An 18,659-nucleotide genomic window follows, 5' to 3' on the forward strand; every position below is an offset into this window, starting at 1 on the left:
AGCGAACACGCTTCCCACAGGGTTCTTACAGTGAATCAGAATTTCAGGGCTGGCGCCTTGGCCGTGACCTCAACGCCTTGCTGGCCGCTCGGGCTGATCAGCTGTACCTGGATTTTCTGGGTCGCGGGGAAGCTTTTGAACAGGGTCGCCAAGTCCAGGTTCTTCAACGCGCCAGGCGCTGCGCAGGTGAACTGGTAGTGCGCGTGGATCTCACTGTGTTCGCCGTGGTGCTCGTCGCCATCGGCGTCTTCGTCGTGGTCTTCGTGGTCCGGCTCGTCGCCGAACAACGGGCTTTCCAGCTCTTGCTGGGCCACGGTGCACTTGGCGGCGGCCGGCAGGTTGAACAGCGCCAGGGGTTTTTCCAGCTTCGCCCGCGCGGCGGCGACCTTGGCTTTGTCGGCATCGCTGGTGGCGGCGTGTTCAAAGCCCACCAGGTTCATCGCTGGGCTTTCCAGTTCCAATTCAAGGGTCTGGCCATCCAGCGCGGCGTTCAGCCGAGCGACGCCGTGTTCATGGGCGCTTAGGCTGCCGTGTTCATGGTCATGGTCGTGATCATGCTCGACAGCCGCATGAGCGACAGCCAGCGGCAGCAGGGCGAACGGCAAAGCGAGAAGCAGACGACGCATGACGAGTCTCCGAAAGGTTATGTAATCTTATAACGAAAGTGCGCAGAGTTTGACCGTCTGCTTGGCGTCGCGCAAGGCCCATGGGAGCATGCGCAGATGAAATCTTCAGGAGCACGGTATGTTGCGGATACGCGGAACCGTCGGCGAATGGCCGGTGGACTTGTCGATCGAAATGGATGAGGGCGACTGGGCGCAGCTCGGCGCGCAGTTGCAAGCGGTCAAATACGAAGGCGCGGCGGCACCGGCGGCCAATCCGACGGCCAGACCAGTGAACCCGGACGACGCCCAGTGGCAGATCGCCCGGGAATTGCTGCGCAAGGCGGGGCAATTGAGCGGCCCGGACCTGCTGGAGCAACTCGAAGGCCTGACCGGCAGCGCTTCGGCAGGCAAGCGCCTGTTGGTGCGCCTGCGCCATAGCGCCGAGGTCAAAGTGTTGAGCGGCGGGGATACGCCGCTCTATAGCTGGGTCGGTCAGTAAAGCGCGGCGAACAGCTTGCGGCGATAGGTCGTTACCAGCGGGTGGTCATTGCCCAGCAGCTCGAACACCTGCAGCAAGGTCTTGTGAGGCAGGCCTTCGCTGTAGCTGCGATTGCGGACGAACAGCTTGAGCAGCGCATCGAGCGCCGGTTCGTACTGCTGGCGCGCCAGTTGTTGGATTGCCAGTTGATAGGTCGCTTCGTCGTCCTGCGGATCTTTCGCCAGGCGCGCCTTGAGGTCAGCGGCGTCCGGTAGATCCTTGGCCAGGCCGAGGAATTGGATCTGTGCCTTGGCGCCGGCCAGGGCCGCCTTGTGCTCATCGCTTTTCACAGCGTCCAGGACAGTCTGTGCCTCACCCAACTCGCCGCGCTCGGTCAGGCAGCGCGCGTAGAGGATCAGCGCCTTGGCGTTGGTATTGTCTTCGCCCAGCAGCACCTTCAGCACGGCTTCGGCATCGGCGAAACGGCCCTCGTCGAACAGTGCCTGAGCCTGTTCGAACGGGTCGGCGGCGGCCGGAGGCGGCATCTGCACATGCGGCTCGAGCAGCGCTCGCACCGCCGATTCCGGTTGGGCCCCGGCAAAACCGTCGACCGGTTGGCCGTCCTTGAACAGCACCACCGTCGGCAGGCTGCGAATGCCGAAGCGGGCGACGATGTCTTGCTCGGCGTCGCAATTGACCTTGGCCAGCAGCAATTCGCCCTGATAACTCTCGGCGATGCCTTGCAGCATTGGCATCAACGCCTTGCACGGTGCGCACCACTCGGCCCAGAAATCCACCAGCACCGGTTTGTGGAAGGAGTTGGCGATCACCGACTGGTCGAAATCGGCGGTAGTGGCGTCGAAAATGTAGGGCGTGTCCTGGGTCATGGGAATCTCGTAGAACGCTTGAATAGCGCAACTATACGGCTTGGTGTGGGGTGGCTGAAAGGCCAGGTGCTCGCGGCGCCTGAGGTCAGCGACGGGCGTGATACAGGCTCACATGCCGAAACTCCTCGGGCTCGGCCAGGTCCGGCAAGGTCATGGCTTCGAGCATTTCGATGCGCCGGTACAACGGATGCTGGAAATCCCGCACCCGCGAGTCGGCCACCAGGGCCTCGCGGCCACGGCTGAGGAACTGGTCGAGTAACGGCAGGTTGGCGCGGTCATAGAGCACATCGGCAACCAGGATCAGGTCGAAGCGATCGGCTTCGGCGAAAAAATCCGTTGAATAATTCAGCGCTGCGCCGTTAAGCGAGGCATTCGCCCGTGACGCGGCAAGCGCCAGCGGATCCAGGTCGCAGGCCACCACCTCCAGCGCCCCGGCCTTGGCCGCCGCGATCCCCGCCACGCCGGAACCGGCGCCGAAATCCAGCACCCGCTTGCCCTTGACCCACTGCGGATGTTCGGCCAAGTAGCGGGCCATCGCCAGGCCGCTGGCCCAGCAGAAGCTCCAATAGGGCGGTTCGTGGAGGATGCGGCGGGTTTCTTCCGAGCTGAAGGCACGGGCCATGTTGTCCCCGTCGATCAGCCATAACGTCAGCTCAGTGCCGGGTAACGGGCAAGGCACCAGGCGTGCGTCGCCAAGCAATTCGCCCAAGGCGTGTTGCAGGTCGTGCGGTGCATTCATGGTGCTTTGACAAATTGCAGCACGCCCAGCGCCTGGGTGGTCGGTTGGGTGATGCGTTGTTCCGGCAGATGCAAGATCAATTGGCCCGACTGGCTGGCGCGACCGCGCAGTTCCACGCGGGCACCAACCGGAAAGGCTTCGGGGTTGAAACGCAAGCGGAAAGGCAGTGCCTGGTTGGTGCCGATCAGACTGGAGCTGGCGAGCAATTGTTGCGGACGGTCCTTGTCGTCGATCACCAGCAGCGCCAGTTCGACTTCGGCCCCGGCCGGCACGCCTTGCAAGGTTCCACTCAGCTCGCGCTGATGGGCCGGCAGCGGCCCCAGTTCGGTGGCCTGCCGGGCTTTTTCCTGGGCCTGTTTCGGCGCCGGGGCCGGGGCGGGCGCGGCGGGTTTGGGGGCGTCGCTGCTGCACGCCATCAGCAGGCTGAAAAAACTGAGCAAAACGAGCGATCGTAGCGGCATGTGTGGCTCCAGCAAGGTGAATTCCATGGATCTGACGGTAAGCCCGTCTGTATACCGTAAACCCTATGGCTTGTCTTGCCAGTGGGATGCGCTACCATGGCCCTCCCTTTTTTTGTTGCCTGCCACCATGCACTGTCCCTTCTGCGGTGCCAACGACACCAAGGTCATCGACTCGCGACTGGTCGCCGAAGGCGAACAAGTCCGCCGCCGCCGCGAATGCCTGGCCTGCGGCGAGCGTTTCACGACGTTCGAGACCGCTGAACTGGTGTTGCCGCGCCTGATCAAGACCGACGGCAGCCGCCAGCCGTTCGACGAAGAAAAACTGCGCGCCGGCATGCAGCGCGCCCTGGAAAAACGCCCGGTGAGCGTCGAGCGCCTGGAAGCGGCGCTGGTGCACATCAAGCACAAGCTGCGCGCCACCGGCGAACGCGAGGTCAAGTCCCTGGTAGTCGGCGAGTTGGTGATGGCCGAGCTGCAGAAGCTCGATGAAGTCGCCTACATTCGCTTTGCCTCGGTGTACCGGCGCTTCCAGGATCTCAACGAATTCCGCGAAGAAATCGACCGCCTGGCCCGCGAACCGGTGAAACAATGACCGGCCCCGCGCAGCAAGCCATCCTCGACGCCCACTACATGGCCCGTGCCCTGGAACTGGCGCGGCGTGGGCATTACACCACCCACCCCAACCCCCGGGTCGGCTGCGTGATCGTGCGGGACGGGCAGATTGTCGGCGAAGGCTGGCACATCCGTGCCGGCGAACCCCATGCCGAAGTCCATGCCCTGCGCGCCGCCGGTGCTAACGCCCGGGGCGCCACCGCCTACGTGACCCTTGAGCCCTGCAGCCACCACGGGCGCACGCCACCCTGCGCCGATGCGTTGGTCAACGCCGGCGTGAAGCGGGTAGTCGCGGCGATGCAGGACCCCAATCCGGAGGTCGCCGGACGTGGTTTGCAACGGCTGGCCCAGGCCGGTATCGCCACCGAAAGCGGTGTGCTGGAGGGCGAGGCACGCAAGCTCAACGAAGGCTTCCTCAAGCGCATGGAGCTGGGCCTGCCGTTCGTGCGGGTCAAGCTCGCCATGAGCCTCGATGGCCGCACCGCCATGGAAAGCGGCGAAAGCCAGTGGATCACCGGTCCGGCTGCACGTTCGGCGGTGCAACGCCTGCGAGCCCAGGCCAGTGTGGTGCTGACGGGCGCCGATACGGTGTTGGCGGACAACGCCCGGCTGACCGTGCGCGCCGACGAACTCGGGTTGGACGCCGAACAAACCGCGCTGGTCATGAGCCGTCCGCCGCTGCGGGTGCTGGTCGACGGCCGCCTGCGGGTGCCGCTCGATGCCGCGTTCTTCAAGGCCGGCCCGGCGCTCGTCGCTACCTGCATGGCGGTGGAAGAACAATACGCCAACGGTCCCGAGTGCATGATCGTCGCGGGTGATGACGGCCAGGTCGATTTGCGGCGCCTGCTGGTTGAGCTGGCGAACCGTGGCGTCAACGAAGTGCTGGTGGAGGCCGGTCCGCGCCTGGCGGGGGCATTCGCCCGACAAGGGTTGGTGGACGAATTCCAGATTTTTGTCGCCGGCAAGTTCCTCGGTTCTACGGCGCGGCCATTGCTTGATTGGCCGCTGGCGCAGATGAAAGACGCGCCGCAGCTGAAAATCACCGACATTCGCGCTGTGGGCGATGACTGGCGAGTCATCGCCGTCCCCGTTCCGCTGGCCAGCGTATAATTCCCGGCTTTCGCCCAAGCGACGGCCTGTTCTCGAGGAGGACTCCATGTTTACCGGCATCATCGAATCCATCGGCAGCATCCGCGCACTCACCCCCAAGGGCGGCGATGTGCGGGTCCATGTCGAAACCGGCAAGCTCGACCTGAGCGACGTCAAGTTGGGCGACAGCATCGCCGTGAACGGCGTCTGCCTGACGGCCGTTGAGCTGCCGGGCGATGGCTTCCTGGCGGATGTCAGCCGCGAAACCCTCGACTGCACGGCGATGAACGATCTCAAGAGCGGCAGTCCGGTCAACCTGGAAAAAGCCCTTACGCCGACCACCCGCCTGGGCGGGCACCTGGTCAGCGGCCATGTCGACGGCGTCGGTGAAGTGGTCTCGCGCACCGATAACGCCCGTGCCGTGGAGTTTCGTATCCGCGCCCCGAAAGAACTTGCCAAGTACATCGCCCACAAAGGCTCGATCACCGTCGACGGCACCAGCCTGACGGTCAATGCGGTGGATGGCGCCGAATTCCTGCTGACGATCATTCCGCATACCCTGAGCGAAACCATCATGGCTTCGTATCGGCCTGGGCGCCGGGTGAACCTGGAAGTCGACTTGCTGGCCCGTTACCTGGAGCGCCTGTTGTTGGGCGATAAGGCCGCGGAGTCCGGCGCCTCGCAAAAGGGCGGCAACATCACTGAAAGCTTTCTGGCCGCCAACGGCTACCTCAAATCCTGACCCAAGGGGGTGCCGCGTGGCGCTCAATAGCATCGAAGAACTGGTTGAAGACATCCGCCAAGGCAAGATGGTCATCCTCATGGATGACGAAGACCGCGAGAACGAAGGCGACCTGATCATGGCCGCCGAATGCTGCAAGGCCGAACACATCAACTTCATGGCCAAGCACGCCCGTGGGCTGATCTGCATGCCGATGACCCGCGAACGCTGCGAACTGCTGAAGCTGCCGCTGATGGCGCCGCGCAACGGCTCCGGGTTCGGTACCAAGTTCACCGTGTCGATCGAGGCCGCCGAAGGCGTCACCACCGGTATCTCCGCCGCTGACCGGGCGCGAACCGTACAGGCTGCCGCTGCTGCCGCCGCCAAGGCTGAAGACATTGTCAGTCCCGGCCACATCTTCCCGCTGATGGCCCAGGCCGGCGGCACCCTGGCCCGCGCCGGCCACACCGAAGCGGCGTGCGACCTGGCGCGCATGGCCGGTTTCGAGCCCGCCGGTGTGATCTGCGAAGTGATGAACGACGACGGCACCATGTCCCGCCGTGCGGAACTGGAAACCTTCGCCGCTGAGCACAACATCAAAATTGGCACCATCGCCGACCTGATCCACTACCGGATGATCCACGAACGTACCGTTCAGCGGATTGCCGAGCAGCCACTGGACAGCGAGCTGGGCCAGTTCAACCTGGTGACCTACCGCGATTCGGTGGAAGGCGACGTGCACATGGCGCTGACCCTGGGCACCGTATGCGCCGAAGAGCCGACCCTGGTTCGCGTGCACAACATGGACCCGCTGCGCGATTTGCTGATGGTCAAGCAGCCGGGCCGCTGGAGCCTGCGCGCCGCCATGGCCGCCGTGGCCGAGGCCGGCAGCGGCGTGGTGCTGTTGCTCGGGCATCCGCTCGACGGCGACGTGCTGCTGGCGCATATCCGCGAAACCACCGAGCAGCAACCGGTGAAAAAGCCGACCACCTACAGCATCGTCGGTGCCGGTTCGCAGATCCTGCGGGACTTGGGCGTACGCAAAATGCGTCTGATGAGCGCACCGATGAAATTTAATGCGATATCCGGTTTCGATCTGGAAGTTGTAGAATACGTGCCCTCCGAATAATGGCCTGCGGATTCCGGCATCGACGGGATTTGCGGCGCTGTATTCGAGACTAATATCACTGAGGAGTGCGTATAGAACGCGCTCCGGCTCTTTAAGAGATCTGACGAATGACCCTGAAGACCATCGAAGGTACCTTCATCGCCCCCAAAGGCCGCTACGCTTTGGTAGTAGGCCGTTTCAACAGCTTTGTGGTTGAGAGCCTGGTCGACGGTGCGGTCGATGCCCTGGTTCGCCACGGCGTGAGCGAAGGCGACATCACCATCATCCGCGCGCCTGGCGCCTTCGAAATCCCGCTGGTTGCGCAGAAAGTCGCTCAAAAGGGCGAATATGCGGCGATCATCGCCTTGGGCGCGGTCATTCGCGGCGGTACTCCGCATTTCGAATACGTGGCCGGCGAATGCACCAAGGGCCTCGCCCAGGTGTCCATGGAATTTGGCGTACCGGTCGCCTTCGGCGTGCTGACCGTTGATTCCATCGAGCAAGCCATCGAACGTTCCGGCACCAAGGCCGGTAACAAAGGTGCCGAAGCTGCCCTGTCCGCCCTGGAAATGGTCAGCCTGCTGGCGCAGTTGGAGGCCAAGTGATTAGCGACGAAAGCGATCGTTTCAATCCGCGCGATCCGAAGCCGGCCGATGCCGGCAAACCTTCGAAGAGCGTCAAGCGCCGCGAAGCCCGTCAGCTCGCGACCCAGGCCCTGTACCAATGGCACATGGCCAAGCAGTCGCTGAACGAGATCGAAGCGCAGTTTCGCGTCGATAACGATTTCAGTGATGTCGATAGTGCGTACTTCCGCGAGATCCTCCATGGCGTCCCGGCGCACAAGAGCGAAATCGATATCGCCCTGGCACCTTGCCTGGACCTGACCATCGATGAGCTGGACCCGGTTGAACTGGCCGTGTTGCGCCTGTCCACCTGGGAACTGATGCAGCGCGTCGACGTACCGTATCGCGTGGTAATCAACGAAGGGATCGAACTGGCGAAAGTCTTCGGTTCCACCGATGGCCACAAGTTCGTCAACGGCGTCCTCGACAAGCTTGCCCCGCGCCTGCGTGAAGCTGAAGTGAAGGCGTTCAAGCGCTGATTGCGCTTGAAATCCCATGGGGGAGTTTGAGCTGATCCGTCATTACTTCGCCGCCGCGCCCTGTGCGCAAGGCGGCGAAGCAGTAGCGCTCGGAATCGGCGACGATTGCGCCTTGCTGGCCGTTCCTCCCGGGGAACAGCTGGCGGTTTCCACCGACACGCTCGTGGCCGGTGTGCATTTTCCAGACCCTTGCGACCCGTTCCTGCTCGGCCAGCGCTCGCTGGCCGTGGCGGTGAGCGACCTGGCCGCGATGGGCGCCAACCCGCTTGCCTTTACCCTTGCCCTGACCTTGCCAACGGTGGCCGCCGATTGGCTGCAGGCCTATGCTCGCGGTTTGAGCCAGATGGCCCAGGCCTGCGGCGTGGCATTGGTCGGCGGCGATACCACGCGGGGGCCGCTGAGCCTGACCCTGACCGTTTTCGGCCGCGTGCCGTCCGGTCAGGCCTTGACCCGCAACGGCGCGCAGCCCGGCGATCTGCTCTGCGTCGGCGGGGAGTTGGGCAATGCCGCTGGCGCGTTGCCGCTGGTTCTTGGCGAGCGTAGCGCCGAGCCTGACGTCGCCGAGCCGCTGCTGGCGCATTACTGGTCACCGCGACCGCAGATCGACTTGGGCCTTGCGCTGCGAGGCAAGGCCAGCGCGGCGATGGATATTTCCGATGGCCTGTTGGCCGACTGTGGGCATATCTCATTGGCGTCCGGCGTGGCACTGACGGTTGAACGGGACCGGTTGCCGCTGTCCATGCCACTGGTGACGCTGCTTGGCCAATCGGGCGCGGAACACGCCGCCCTGAGCGGTGGCGACGATTACGTGCTGCTGTTCACATTGCCGCCGGTCCGATTGTCGAGGCTTCTGGTCGAAGGCTGGCCGATCCATGTGGTCGGCAGTGTCACGGCGGGGCAGGGCGTCACGCTGGTCGACAGCCTCGGACGTGACATTACCCCACAGATCCGGGGCTACCAACATTTTCGGGAGACACCGTGACAGATCATCCCAATCAGGTTCCGGCAGAATTTGTTCCGCCTTCGGTCTGGCGTAATCCCTGGCATTTCCTGGCGTTCGGCTTCGGTTCGGGTACCTTGCCCAAAGCGCCAGGCACCTGGGGCTCGCTGGTTGCGCTACCCTTCATACCGTTGTGGCAGATGTTGCCCGATTGGGGCTACTGGCTGATGCTCGGCATCACCATGCTGTTCGGCTTCTGGCTGTGCGGCAAAGTGGCGGATGACCTGCGAGTGCACGACCATGAAGGCATCGTCTGGGACGAGATGGTCGGCATGTGGATTACCCTGTGGCTGGTGCCGGAAGGCTGGTACTGGTTGTTGACGGGTTTCCTGGTATTCCGCTTCTTCGATATCCTCAAGCCGTGGCCGATCCGCTGGATCGATCGGCAGGTACACGGCGGTGTCGGCATCATGCTCGACGACGTACTGGCCGGCGTCTTCGCCTGGTTGGCAATGCAAGGGTTGGTGTGGTGTTTCACCTGAGGGATCGAGGCATGGGCGTAAGCCGCGCACTTCTGCTGTTGCTGTGTTTCGGGGCCTTGCTCGGCTTCCGGGTGGCCGAAGCGGCGCCGCTGCCGGGCAAGATTCGCGCGGCCAGCGAGGAGTGGGCCGATTACACCCAGGCCGATGGCCAGGGCATGGGCTGGGACATCTTGCGCGCGGTGTTCGAGCCTGAAGGCGTCAAGCTGGAAATCCGCAGCGTGCCCTACACCCGCTCGATCGGGTTGGTGCAGCGCGGCGAGGTCGACGTGCAGGTCGGCGCCTATCGGGATGAGTCCGAAGGCGTGCTGTACCCGAAGTGGCACTACGACGTCGATCACATCTATGCCTTGGGACTGGCGTCCAAGCCGACGCCCACCCTGGCGACGATTGGCAACTATCGGCTGGTATGGATGCGTGGGTACGAATACAACAACTACCTGCCTAACATCCGGCGTTTCAATGAGATCCACCGGTCGGTGGGTATCTTGCCGATGCTGATTCACGAGCGAGCGGATTTTTACATCGATGCGTCGATGGAAATCGAAGAAGTGCTGGCCAAGGCCGACGATCCCAAGCAATTCAAACTCTCGCCGTTGATTAACTTGCCGCTGTACCTGGGCTTCGCCAACAACGAAAACGGTCGTGTGTTGCGTGCGCTGTTCGACCGACGCATGGAAGTGCTGGCGAAGAGCGGCGAGTTGAAACCGATTTTCGAACGCTGGAAGCAACCCTATCCCTTCGACGAGCACGGTAAACCACCGAAGCCGTGATCAAACTTTTTGATGTTTATGGCCGATAATTCAGCCTAAGCGTCTGCGGGAGCCTGCTGTTACAATGCCCGCCTCTGCGAAACTCCAGTACTAGATCAGGAGCACACCGGTGCCTGTCGTTTTTGTTGCCGCTTCCAAGCTGCCAACGCCCTTTGCGCAATTCACCATGCATGGTTTCCTCGATGAAACCACCGGTCGCGAGCACGTCGTGCTGAGCTTGGGCGATTTCGCCGACGGTGCTCCGGTGCTCGGTCGCCTGCACTCCGAATGCCTGACGGGCGATGCCTTGTTCAGCCAGCGTTGCGATTGCGGCTCGCAACTCGAAGCCGCGCTGCAGGCCATTGCCCGCGAAGGCCGTGGCGTGCTGTTGTACCTGCGCCAGGAAGGGCGCGGCATTGGCCTGCTGAACAAGATCCGCGCCTATGAACTGCAAGATGGCGGCGCCGATACCGTGGAAGCCAACGAACGCCTGGGGTTTGCCGCCGACATGCGCGACTACAGCATTTGCCAGCCGATGCTCGAACACCTGGGTATCAAGTCGTTGCGGTTGATGACCAATAATCCGCGCAAGGTCAAGGCATTGACCGACATGGGCATCGTGGTGGCCGAGCGTGTGCCGTTGCACACCGGGCATAACCCGCACAACAAACTGTACCTGGCGACCAAGGCCAGCAAGCTCGACCACATGATGGGCAACGAGCACCAGGGCGAGGTTGACCGGGCGTGACGCGCGGTCAGGTTCGGCGGCGGCTGTCCGTCAGTTGGTGGCAATACTTGGCGCTGGCCTTGCTGCCGCTGTTCGTGATCAACGCGGTGTTTGGCCAGGGCGAAGCGATTCTGCCGGTGCTGGCGATGCCATTGTTCATCGCCGGCGTGGCGTCGATGTTTGTCAGCCTGCGGTTTTTCGGTGGCTATAAAAAAGCCCTGATCGCCACGCAAAAATCCCTCGATACACCTGAAGAGCCTCAGGCCTGGATCACCCTCGCGGCCCGGCGTCGCGCAGCCTTCCTGGCCGCCGGCTTGCCGGCCTGGATTGGCGCATTGGCAGTATTTGTCGGTCTGGAAGCCGTGCCGCTGATGCTGTTGGCGCTATCCACCGCCGTGCTGTTCTACCTGTATCGCATTCCGCGCCAGCTCGGCTGATGCGCCTTTGGCTGGCGGTCCTGCTGCTGGCCGCCAGCGCCTCGACGGCGGCGGCTTCCCGCGTCGTCAGCCTGGCGCCGTCGCTGTCTGAAATCGTCGTCGAACTGGGTTCTACCGACCTGTTGGTGGGCGTGCTGGACGGCGGCGATCGCCCACCAGCCCTCAAGGACCTGCCTTCGGTGGGGCGCTACGGCCAACTGGATATGGAGCGCTTGCTCAGCCTCAAGCCTGATTTGCTCCTGCTCTGGCCTGGCAGTGTCGGCCCGGCCCAGCGCGAGCAGCTCAAGGGTTTGCACATCCCTGTCTACGTCGCCGAACCCCGCAGCCTCGACCAACTCATTACGCAAATCGAAGAAATCGCCCAAACACTCGGCCGCCCGGAACGGGGTGCTCAGCGGGCCGCGCAGCTGCGCGTGCGTCTTGAGGCACTGCGCCTGCGCTATCGGCGGGACACGCCATTGGCGGTGTTTTATCAGGTCTGGGACCGGCCGTTGTACACCGTGGGTGGCGGGCAGATCATCAGCGATGCGCTGGCCACCTGCGGTGCATACAACGTCTTTGCCGACCAGGACCTGCCGGCGCCACAGGTGAGCGTGGAGTCGGTGTTGCAGCGTAAACCGCAAATGATCCTGGCCACGGACCAGGCGCAGCTCGATGCCTGGAAAGCCTGGCCGGTGGCGCAGGGGCGGCTGTTGCTGGTCACTGACAAGGGATTGGAGCGGCCCAGCGGGCAGATGATCGAAGCCGTTGCCCGGTTGTGTGAGCTGATCGCGCCGCACCGGTAGGCCGCGACGTCGTCATCGCGGTGCACGGGTTCCGATCAGAGGCTCGGTGTCCACGTCACGCCAAGCAACCAGGTCCGTCGCTCTTCGCGATAACCATATTGCGCCCCGTCGTGGCTATACAGCGCCCGGCTGTAATCCTTGCCCAGCAGGTTATCCACTTTCATTTCCAGCTTCACCTCCCGGGTCCACGCCCAACTTGCACGCAACCCGAGCAGGGCATAGCCGCCCAGGCCATTGCGGTTGTTTTCATCATCGTAGCTGCCGCTCACCGCTTGCCAGCTTGCGCCGAGGCCCAGGCGATCGAATTGCCGGTCCAGATCCAGGCTCAAGGTCCGGCGGGCGCGGCGGGCAAGGGTGTGGCCGCTGTCATGATCGCGTGGATCGATAATGGCCAGGCCCAGGTTGCCCTGCCAGCCGAACAACTCCTGTCGCAAGGCCGCTTCGAACCCGTTGATCCGTGCTGAGGCAACGTTCTGCGGACGCGAGTTGCTGCCAAAGATGATCGCGTCTTCCAGGTCGGTGCGGTACAGCGACATTTCCAGGCGGGCGCTGTCGCTCAGTTGGCTGCGCCATTGCAGCTCATAACTCCTGGCGGTTTCGGGCGCAAGGTCCGGGTTGCTGAAGTCCGGGTAGTACAGGTCGTTGAAGGTCGGCGCGCGGAAGCTTTCGCTGTAGGTCAGCAGCAGATCGTTATCCGGGTTCAACGGCAGCGTGAGGGTGCCGCTCCAGCTATTCTGGCCGCCAAATTGCTGGTTCTGGTCGCGGCGCAGACCCAGTTCGGTGGAGAATTTTTCGCCCTGGAAGCGATGCTGGATAAAGGCCGCGCGGTTCCAGCGGCTGTCTTCGTCGAACGGCGTGCTGCTGTTGACGCGGTCTTGATACCAGTCGCCGCCGACGACCAGGCTGTTGCGCGCGTCCAGCGTCACGTCGTTCTGCCAGGTCAGCGAATCACGGTAGGTGTTGAAGGTTTCGCGTACATCGCTGAGCTTGTCGAAGGTTTTCTCCCGGTTCTCGCTATGGCCGAGTTCGAGGCGCGATTTCCATCCGTTGTTGATCCGTCCATCCACATAGCCGCTGAAACTGCTCACTGCAAATTCACTGTAGGGCTGTTGGGGCAGGGACGCGAAGGTGTTGAGGTCGAAACGGCCGAACGGATTGTCGTATTCGCTTTTGCCACGGTTATCCAGCAGGTTCAGGCCCACTTCCAGGTCATCGCTGGGCGCATGACTCAGGCTCAGGCTGAAGGACTGGTTGCGGTTGGCATCGGCGTCCCGGTCGCTGGCGTAGGATTGGTGAGTGCGATTGCTCCCCTCGGTTTCGTCCAGGCTCGCACCGAGGTTGAAACGGGTCTGCTGGTCACCGCCGGACAGGCCGAGGCTGCGTTCCCAAGTCTGCTGGCTGCCAACACCCAGGTGCAGGCGCGGTTGCAGGCCTTGTTCGTTGCTGCGCCGAGTGAAAATCTGAATCACGCCGCCCACCGCATCGGCGCCGTAGATCACCGAGCGCGAACCGCGCAACACTTCCACCCGTTCGATCTGGTTGATGTTCAGGCGCTGCAAGTTACTGTCGCCGGACGTGGCGTTGCCGATACGCTGGCCATCCACCAGCACCAGGCTCTGGGCCGATTTTGTGCCGCGAATGTAAATCCCCGGCAGGCTGCCGCGTCCGCCCAGCGGCGCCACCTGCACGCCGGGCACGCGGCTGAGCAGATCGGTGACGCTGGCGGGTTGCAGGCGTTCGATGTCGTCGCGGGTGAAAACGGTATTGGCGGCGCTGCTGTCGTTGCGGGCTTCGACCTGGCGGTTGGCGCTGATCACGATGTCGGGCAGCTTCAGGGCTTGGTCGCGTTCGAAGGTGTCCGCCAGCAGATCGGGGGCGGGTAGCAGAAGGGTGAGGGCGAGACGGAGTTTCATGGGGGTTCCGCAATGTCGGGTCTGCACCGACCTTGTGGGGCAGACCCGCCCCCACAAGGTCGTGCGCTGGATGAACTTACAGACCCAGCAACTGCAACCGCAGACGCACCGACGCTTCGAGCCCAACCTCGTCCAGCCCACATTCGGCCAGCATCTGTGCAGGCTTTGCGTGCTCGACATAGGTGTCCGGCAGGCCCAGGTGCAGTACGGGCTTGAGGATGTTGTCCCTGGCCAGGTATTCGCTGACCGCCGAGCCGGCGCCGCCCATGATGGCGTTCTCCTCGATGGTCACCAGCAAGTCATGGCTGCCGGCCATTTCGCGTACCAGGGCTTCGTCCAGGGGTTTGACGAAGCGCATGTCCACTACGGTCGCATCGAGTTTTTCCGCGACTTTAAGCGCCTCGGCCAATTGCACGCCGAACACTAGCAGGGCAGTTTGCTTGCCTTGGCGACGGATCACGCCCTTGCCGATCTCGATCGGTTCCAGGTCAGTTTCGATCGTCGCGTTCGGGCCGTTGCCGCGAGGGTAGCGCACCGCCGCCGGACCATTGAACAGGTGGCCGGTGGTGAGCATTTTGCGCAATTCGTTTTCATCGCTCGGCGTCATTACCAACATGCCGGGGACGCAGCGCAGGTAAGACAAGTCGAAACTGCCGGCGTGGGTCGGACCGTCTTCGCCGACCAGGCCCGCGCGGTCGATGGCGAACAACACATCGAGGTTCTGCACGGCCACGTCATGCACCAGCTGGTCGTAAGCCCGTTGCAGGAAGGTCGAATAAATCGCCACCACCGGTTTCGCGCCTTCGCAGGCCATGCCGGCAGCGAAGGTCACGGCGTGCTGCTCGGCAATCGCCACGTCGAAATAACGTTGCGGGTAGCGTTCGCTGAAGGCCACCAGGTCCGAGCCTTCCTTCATCGCCGGGGTGATGCCCACCAGGCGCGGGTCGGCGGCGGCCATGTCGCACAGCCACTGGCCAAACACGCCGGAATACTTCGGTCCGCCGGCCTTTTTCGGCGCGGCGGCCGGGGCATCGAGCGGTTCGAGCTTGGTGATGGCGTGGTAGCCGATCGGGTCGACTTCCGCCGGGGCGAAACCCTTGCCCTTCTTGGTCACTACGTGCAGGAACTGCGGGCCCTTGAGGTCACGCATGTTGCGCAGGGTGGCGATCAGCGTGGGCAGGTCATGGCCGTCGATGGGGCCGATGTAGTTCCAGCCCAGCTCTTCGAACAGCGTGCCGGGGACCAGCATGCCCTTGGCATATTCTTCGGTGCGCCGGGCGATTTCCCAGGCGCCGGGCAGGCGCGACAACACCTTCTTGCTGCCCTCGCGCATGCTCGCGTAGGTGCGGCTGGAAAGGATCTTCGCCAAGTAGTTGGACAGCCCGCCGACGTTGCGCGAGATCGACATGTCGTTGTCGTTGAGGATCACCAGCATGTTGGCGTTGACTTCGGGAGCGTGGTTAAGCGCCTCGAACGCCATGCCCGCGGTCAGTGCCCCGTCGCCGATCACGGCAATCGCCTTGCGCTCGCTGTCCTGCAGGCGGGCGGCAATCGCCATGCCCAGGGCGGCGCTGATGGAGGTGCTGGAATGGCCGACGCCAAAGGTGTCGTATTCGCTCTCGGAACGGCGCGGGAAGGCCGCGATCCCGTCTTTCTGGCGCAGCGTGCCCATGCGGTCGCGGCGGCCAGTAAGGATTTTGTGCGGATAGGCCTGATGCCCGACGTCCCACACCAGCCGGTCATCCGGGGTGTCGAAGACGTAATGCAGCGCGATGGTCAGCTCGATGACGCCCAGGCCCGCGCCGAAGTGCCCACCGGTCTGGCCGACCGTGTAGAGCAGTTCCAGGCGCAACTCATCGGCCAGGGTTTCCAGCTCGGCTTCACCCAGGCGACGCAGGCCGTCCGGCGTGTTGGCGCGGTCCAGCAGTGGCGTGCTCGGGCGTGTGCGGGGGATCTCTTGGAACGTCGTCGGCATCAGGCGAATCGTTATAGGTATAGAAAGAGGCGGCAGTTTACCTTATGCATCGCAAGCTGCCCACGCGTTGGCCGGAACTTGGCCGATACGCAGTCTGAAAGGTTGACCCTGTATCAGCTGCGTCGTTCGACGATATAACGCGCCAGCTCGCGCAGCGGCTCGGCCGCCGCGTCAAACGGTCGCAGCGCGGCCAAGGCCTGGTCACGCAGCTCCAGGGCGTAGGCCTTGGCGGCGTCGAGCCCGAGCAGGGCCGGGTAGGTCGGCTTGTCCCGCGCGATATCGGCGCCCTGGCGCTTGCCCAGGGTCTGGGTATCGCTTTCGACGTCGAGGATATCGTCCTGCACCTGGAACGCCAGGCCGATGGCCCGGGCATAGGTTTGCAAGGCTTGCAGTTGTTCAACCGTTGCCCGGCCACTGGCCAACGCGCCGAGCCGGACGCTGGCTTCTATCAGGGCGCCGGTCTTGTGCCGGTGCATGTATTCCAGGGCGTCCTGGTCCAGCTTCAAGCCCACCGAGCCGAGGTCGATGGCCTGGCCGCCGACCATTCCAGCGGGACCAGCGGCCAACGCCAGCGTGCTGACCATGTCCAGGCGAATCTGCGCCGGGCAGTTACTCAGGACAGGGTCGAGCAGGGCGCTGAACGCCAGGCTCTGCAAGCCATCGCCGGCCAGGATCGCGCAGGCTTCGTCGAATTGCTTGTGGGTGGTGGGTTGGCCGCGCCGCAGGTCGTCATCGTCCATGGCCGGCAGGTCGTCGTGTACCAGCGAATACGCGTGGATCAGTTCAACCGCGCAGGCGGCGCCGTTGGCCTGCTCGGCCTTGCCGCCAAGGGCTTCGCACGCTGCGTAGGCCAACAGCGGACGCACGCGCTTGCCGCCGTTCATCACGCTGTAGCGCATGGCTTCGTACAGTCGCGCCAGTTCCGGGCTCGGGGCGCTGAACAAGGTGTCCAGCGCGGCATTGACCCGGGCCTGGCTGCTGGCCTGATACGCGCCGATCATTCAGGCTGTTCCGCGTCGAAAGGCTCTTCGGTCAGCTCGCCGTCACGTTCGAGCAGCAATTGCACCTTCTGCTCGGCCTGGGCCAGCGCCGCCTGGCAGTCGCGAGTCAAGCCGATACCTTGCTCGAAGGCGGTCAGCGAGTCTTCCAGCGACAATTCGCCGTTCTCCAGCCGTTCGACCAGCGTTTGCAGGTCGGCCAGAGATTGTTCGAAATCCAGTGCAGCTTTTTTGCGGGCCATGGCGGCTATTCCGGTTGACTATTAAACCGGCGCGACACTAGCAGACATGGGGTTTTGGGGCAAATCAGGGCCGCCAGGCTGCAACCCCTATCAGCAAGGAGGTAAACCTGTGGCGAGGGGATTTATCCCCGCTGGGTTGCGAAGCAGCCCTAAAAGCTGACACCTCGGAGTGTCAGCTGGATTGAGTCCTCAGCTTTGGGGTCGCTTCGCAACCCAGCGGGGATAAATCCCCTCGCCACAAATGATCTCAAACAGCGGGATAGTTGATTCTGTACCGGGTACTGCGTCCGCCACCGGGCATCCGCGCCAGGCAGCCTTTTTCCAGCAGCTCCGCCAGGTGTCGCGTTGCCGTCGCCTTTGAGACCTTGGCCACGGCCTGGTATTGAGCGGCACTGATCCCCTGTTCGAACCCTTTTTCACCTCCATCGAGTAGCCGGTTAAGCACTTTGGTCTGTTCAGGGGTGAGAGCTGAGGCGCGATGGGCCTGCCAGAACCGTGTCTTGCCCAGATGAATGAGCCGAATAAATCCTCTATTCGGCTCACGCCTTTCTCAGTACGTGATTTCCCACACAGAATCGCGTGTTCCCCGATTGTGAAAAATCCGTCAAATGGCTACTCTTCGCGCCATCTACGGCCCCGTGCGACGGGGCCTCCAGACGAAACCCGAATAATGACAATCAGCGCCGAGGAAGGGCGCCGGGTTGCGTCGTGCATGGCAGGAGGCATACGTGCGTTTTCTTTCTCTATTGATCGGGTTGCTCGGTGCGCCGCTGGCGTGGGCCGCGCCTTCGGCTGAGTTGTCGGAGCCGGTCGGCGGCTGGCGCTACAGCGGCTTGCTCGATCGTACGGAAAACCCGCAAGTCGCCTACCCCACGCCGCCCATCGACCGCGGCGTGCAGCGCAATCGCACGATGATCGAGGGTCGGATCAAGGACATGGGCACGGCGCGCCAACCCCATAGCCTGGCGGTCAACGGCAATCCACTGAATCTCTATACCGACGACGAGGGGCGTTTCGCCCGGCCGTATGCGTTTGGCGCCGGCTCCAACAGCGTCGAGGTGCGCAGCTCCGAAGGCCAGTCCCTCAAGCGCGTGCAATTCTATGAAGCCAATAACCTGCGCACCCCCGCGCAGATCCGCGTGGTGCTGGGCTGGGACGATCCAAAAGCCGAGCTCGACCTGCATATCGTCACACCCGACGGCCAACATGCCTTCTTCGGCCAACCGGCGCTGAGCAATGGCGGCGGCCTCGACCCGGACGGCGTCGATGGTCCCGGCCCCGAGATGTTCACCATGACCGCGCCGATGCACGGCACCTATTTGGTCTACGTGAACTATTGGGGCAACTACGGCAGCGGCGGCTACAACTTCGATGAAACCAGCAACCAGAACGAGGTGATCACCTCGCAGATCAACCTGGTGCTCAACGAAAACACCGTCGATGAAAAACGCGAGACCTTTGTCGTGCCCCTGCGCGCCATTGGCGATCTGTTGCTGGTCAAGACTTTCAACTACTAAGTATCCGCTCCACGGATGAACAGGCCCTAGTG

Annotated in this window: 22 protein-coding genes and 1 pseudogene; 14 read left to right on the forward strand and 9 right to left on the reverse strand. The window is 63.2% G+C overall.

Translation table 11 applies throughout. The features are described from left to right. Window positions 1-35 precede the first annotated feature (35 nt). The gene (locus HU742_RS02480) at window positions 36-626 is read right to left on the reverse strand and encodes a DUF2796 domain-containing protein (RefSeq protein ID WP_186641053.1); all 591 of its coding nucleotides are present in this window, start codon (window positions 624-626) and stop codon (window positions 36-38) included. A gap of 118 nt (window positions 627-744) precedes the next feature. Between HU742_RS02480 and HU742_RS02485 the strand changes: the two genes are divergently transcribed. Beyond that, a complete protein-coding gene (locus HU742_RS02485; RefSeq protein ID WP_186645007.1) occupies window positions 745-1,104 on the forward strand; it encodes a hypothetical protein in 360 nt (119 codons plus the stop codon). Here HU742_RS02485 and trxA read toward each other — a convergent pair. From trxA to HU742_RS02500, 3 genes are all read right to left on the reverse strand, one after another. Beyond that, entirely contained in the window at window positions 1,098-1,970 is an 873-nt protein-coding gene (trxA, locus tag HU742_RS02490) for a thioredoxin (RefSeq protein ID WP_186641055.1), read from the reverse strand. The genes HU742_RS02485 and trxA overlap by 7 nt on opposite strands. 85 nt (window positions 1,971-2,055) lie before the next feature. Beyond that, window positions 2,056-2,709: a class I SAM-dependent methyltransferase gene (locus tag HU742_RS02495; protein ID WP_186645008.1), complete on the reverse strand. Its 654-nt coding sequence runs from the start codon at window positions 2,707-2,709 to the stop codon at window positions 2,056-2,058. Then, window positions 2,706-3,170: a YbaY family lipoprotein gene (locus tag HU742_RS02500; protein ID WP_186641057.1), complete on the reverse strand. Its 465-nt coding sequence runs from the start codon at window positions 3,168-3,170 to the stop codon at window positions 2,706-2,708. Before HU742_RS02500 ends, HU742_RS02495 begins: the two co-directional genes overlap by 4 nt. A 127-nt stretch (window positions 3,171-3,297) precedes the next feature. On the opposite strand from HU742_RS02500, the gene nrdR reads away from it, so the two are divergent. The 12 genes from nrdR (at window position 3,298) to HU742_RS02560 (ending at window position 11,982) form a co-directional block, all read left to right on the forward strand. Beyond that, a complete protein-coding gene (gene nrdR, locus HU742_RS02505; RefSeq protein ID WP_163006734.1) occupies window positions 3,298-3,762 on the forward strand; it encodes a transcriptional regulator NrdR in 465 nt (154 codons plus the stop codon). After that, window positions 3,759-4,892, forward strand: a complete 1,134-nt coding sequence (ribD, locus tag HU742_RS02510; RefSeq protein ID WP_186645009.1) for a bifunctional diaminohydroxyphosphoribosylaminopyrimidine deaminase/5-amino-6-(5-phosphoribosylamino)uracil reductase RibD — start codon at window positions 3,759-3,761, stop codon at window positions 4,890-4,892. Before nrdR ends, ribD begins: the two co-directional genes overlap by 4 nt. Window positions 4,893-4,938: 46 nt before the next feature. Then, window positions 4,939-5,613: a riboflavin synthase gene (locus tag HU742_RS02515; protein ID WP_186645010.1), complete on the forward strand. Its 675-nt coding sequence runs from the start codon at window positions 4,939-4,941 to the stop codon at window positions 5,611-5,613. A gap of 16 nt (window positions 5,614-5,629) precedes the next feature. After that, window positions 5,630-6,721: a bifunctional 3,4-dihydroxy-2-butanone-4-phosphate synthase/GTP cyclohydrolase II gene (gene ribBA / locus HU742_RS02520; RefSeq protein WP_186641063.1), complete on the forward strand. Its 1,092-nt coding sequence runs from the start codon at window positions 5,630-5,632 to the stop codon at window positions 6,719-6,721. 107 nt (window positions 6,722-6,828) lie between these two features. Then, on the forward strand, window positions 6,829-7,305 hold the full coding sequence (gene ribH / locus HU742_RS02525; RefSeq protein WP_181288414.1) for a 6,7-dimethyl-8-ribityllumazine synthase: 477 nt from the start codon (window positions 6,829-6,831) through the stop codon (window positions 7,303-7,305). Further along, window positions 7,302-7,802, forward strand: a complete 501-nt coding sequence (gene nusB, locus HU742_RS02530) for a transcription antitermination factor NusB (protein WP_186641065.1) — start codon at window positions 7,302-7,304, stop codon at window positions 7,800-7,802. Before ribH ends, nusB begins: the two co-directional genes overlap by 4 nt. Window positions 7,803-7,818: 16 nt before the next feature. Next, window positions 7,819-8,784 carry a thiamine-phosphate kinase gene (gene thiL, locus HU742_RS02535; protein ID WP_186641067.1) on the forward strand — a complete coding sequence of 322 codons (966 nt, stop codon included), beginning with the start codon at window positions 7,819-7,821 and terminating at the stop codon, window positions 8,782-8,784. Further along, a complete protein-coding gene (locus HU742_RS02540; protein ID WP_186614572.1) occupies window positions 8,781-9,284 on the forward strand; it encodes a phosphatidylglycerophosphatase A family protein in 504 nt (167 codons plus the stop codon). The genes thiL and HU742_RS02540 overlap by 4 nt, the downstream gene beginning before the upstream one ends. Before the next feature lie 11 nt (window positions 9,285-9,295). Further along, window positions 9,296-10,054, forward strand: coding sequence for a substrate-binding periplasmic protein (locus tag HU742_RS02545; RefSeq protein ID WP_186641069.1), 759 nt, complete (start codon window positions 9,296-9,298; stop codon window positions 10,052-10,054). 109 nt (window positions 10,055-10,163) lie between these two features. Continuing rightward, window positions 10,164-10,781, forward strand: coding sequence for a GTP cyclohydrolase II (ribA, locus tag HU742_RS02550; RefSeq protein ID WP_186614576.1), 618 nt, complete (start codon window positions 10,164-10,166; stop codon window positions 10,779-10,781). Then, window positions 10,778-11,197 carry an MFS transporter gene (locus HU742_RS02555; protein WP_186645011.1) on the forward strand — a complete coding sequence of 140 codons (420 nt, stop codon included), beginning with the start codon at window positions 10,778-10,780 and terminating at the stop codon, window positions 11,195-11,197. Before ribA ends, HU742_RS02555 begins: the two co-directional genes overlap by 4 nt. After that, window positions 11,197-11,982, forward strand: a complete 786-nt coding sequence (locus HU742_RS02560) for a cobalamin-binding protein (RefSeq protein ID WP_186645014.1) — start codon at window positions 11,197-11,199, stop codon at window positions 11,980-11,982. Before HU742_RS02555 ends, HU742_RS02560 begins: the two co-directional genes overlap by 1 nt. A 35-nt stretch (window positions 11,983-12,017) precedes the next feature. Here the strand turns inward: HU742_RS02560 and HU742_RS02565 are convergent, their stop codons facing one another. From HU742_RS02565 to HU742_RS02585, 5 genes and pseudogenes are all read right to left on the reverse strand, one after another. Further along, window positions 12,018-13,895, reverse strand: coding sequence for a TonB-dependent receptor domain-containing protein (locus tag HU742_RS02565; RefSeq protein ID WP_186641075.1), 1,878 nt, complete (start codon window positions 13,893-13,895; stop codon window positions 12,018-12,020). Between the two features lie 76 nt (window positions 13,896-13,971). Next, window positions 13,972-15,870, reverse strand: coding sequence for a 1-deoxy-D-xylulose-5-phosphate synthase (dxs, locus tag HU742_RS02570; RefSeq protein ID WP_186641076.1), 1,899 nt, complete (start codon window positions 15,868-15,870; stop codon window positions 13,972-13,974). A gap of 113 nt (window positions 15,871-15,983) precedes the next feature. Further along, window positions 15,984-16,871 (reverse strand): (2E,6E)-farnesyl diphosphate synthase, encoded by an 888-nt coding sequence (gene ispA / locus HU742_RS02575; RefSeq protein ID WP_186641077.1) that lies wholly within the window; start codon window positions 16,869-16,871, stop codon window positions 15,984-15,986. Then, entirely contained in the window at window positions 16,868-17,110 is a 243-nt protein-coding gene (locus HU742_RS02580; protein ID WP_003185917.1) for an exodeoxyribonuclease VII small subunit, read from the reverse strand. The genes ispA and HU742_RS02580 overlap by 4 nt, the downstream gene beginning before the upstream one ends. A gap of 247 nt (window positions 17,111-17,357) precedes the next feature. Continuing rightward, window positions 17,358-17,618 (reverse strand): annotated as a pseudogene (locus HU742_RS02585) (DUF4172 domain-containing protein); the annotation flags it as partial. Between the two features lie 220 nt (window positions 17,619-17,838). Between HU742_RS02585 and HU742_RS02590 the strand changes: the two are divergent. After that, a complete protein-coding gene (locus tag HU742_RS02590) occupies window positions 17,839-18,627 on the forward strand; it encodes a YfaP family protein (RefSeq protein ID WP_186645015.1) in 789 nt (262 codons plus the stop codon). Window positions 18,628-18,659: the final 32 nt, after the last annotated feature.

The organism is Pseudomonas marvdashtae, assembly GCF_014268655.2.
Taxonomy (GTDB): Bacteria; Pseudomonadota; Gammaproteobacteria; order Pseudomonadales; family Pseudomonadaceae; genus Aquipseudomonas; species Aquipseudomonas marvdashtae.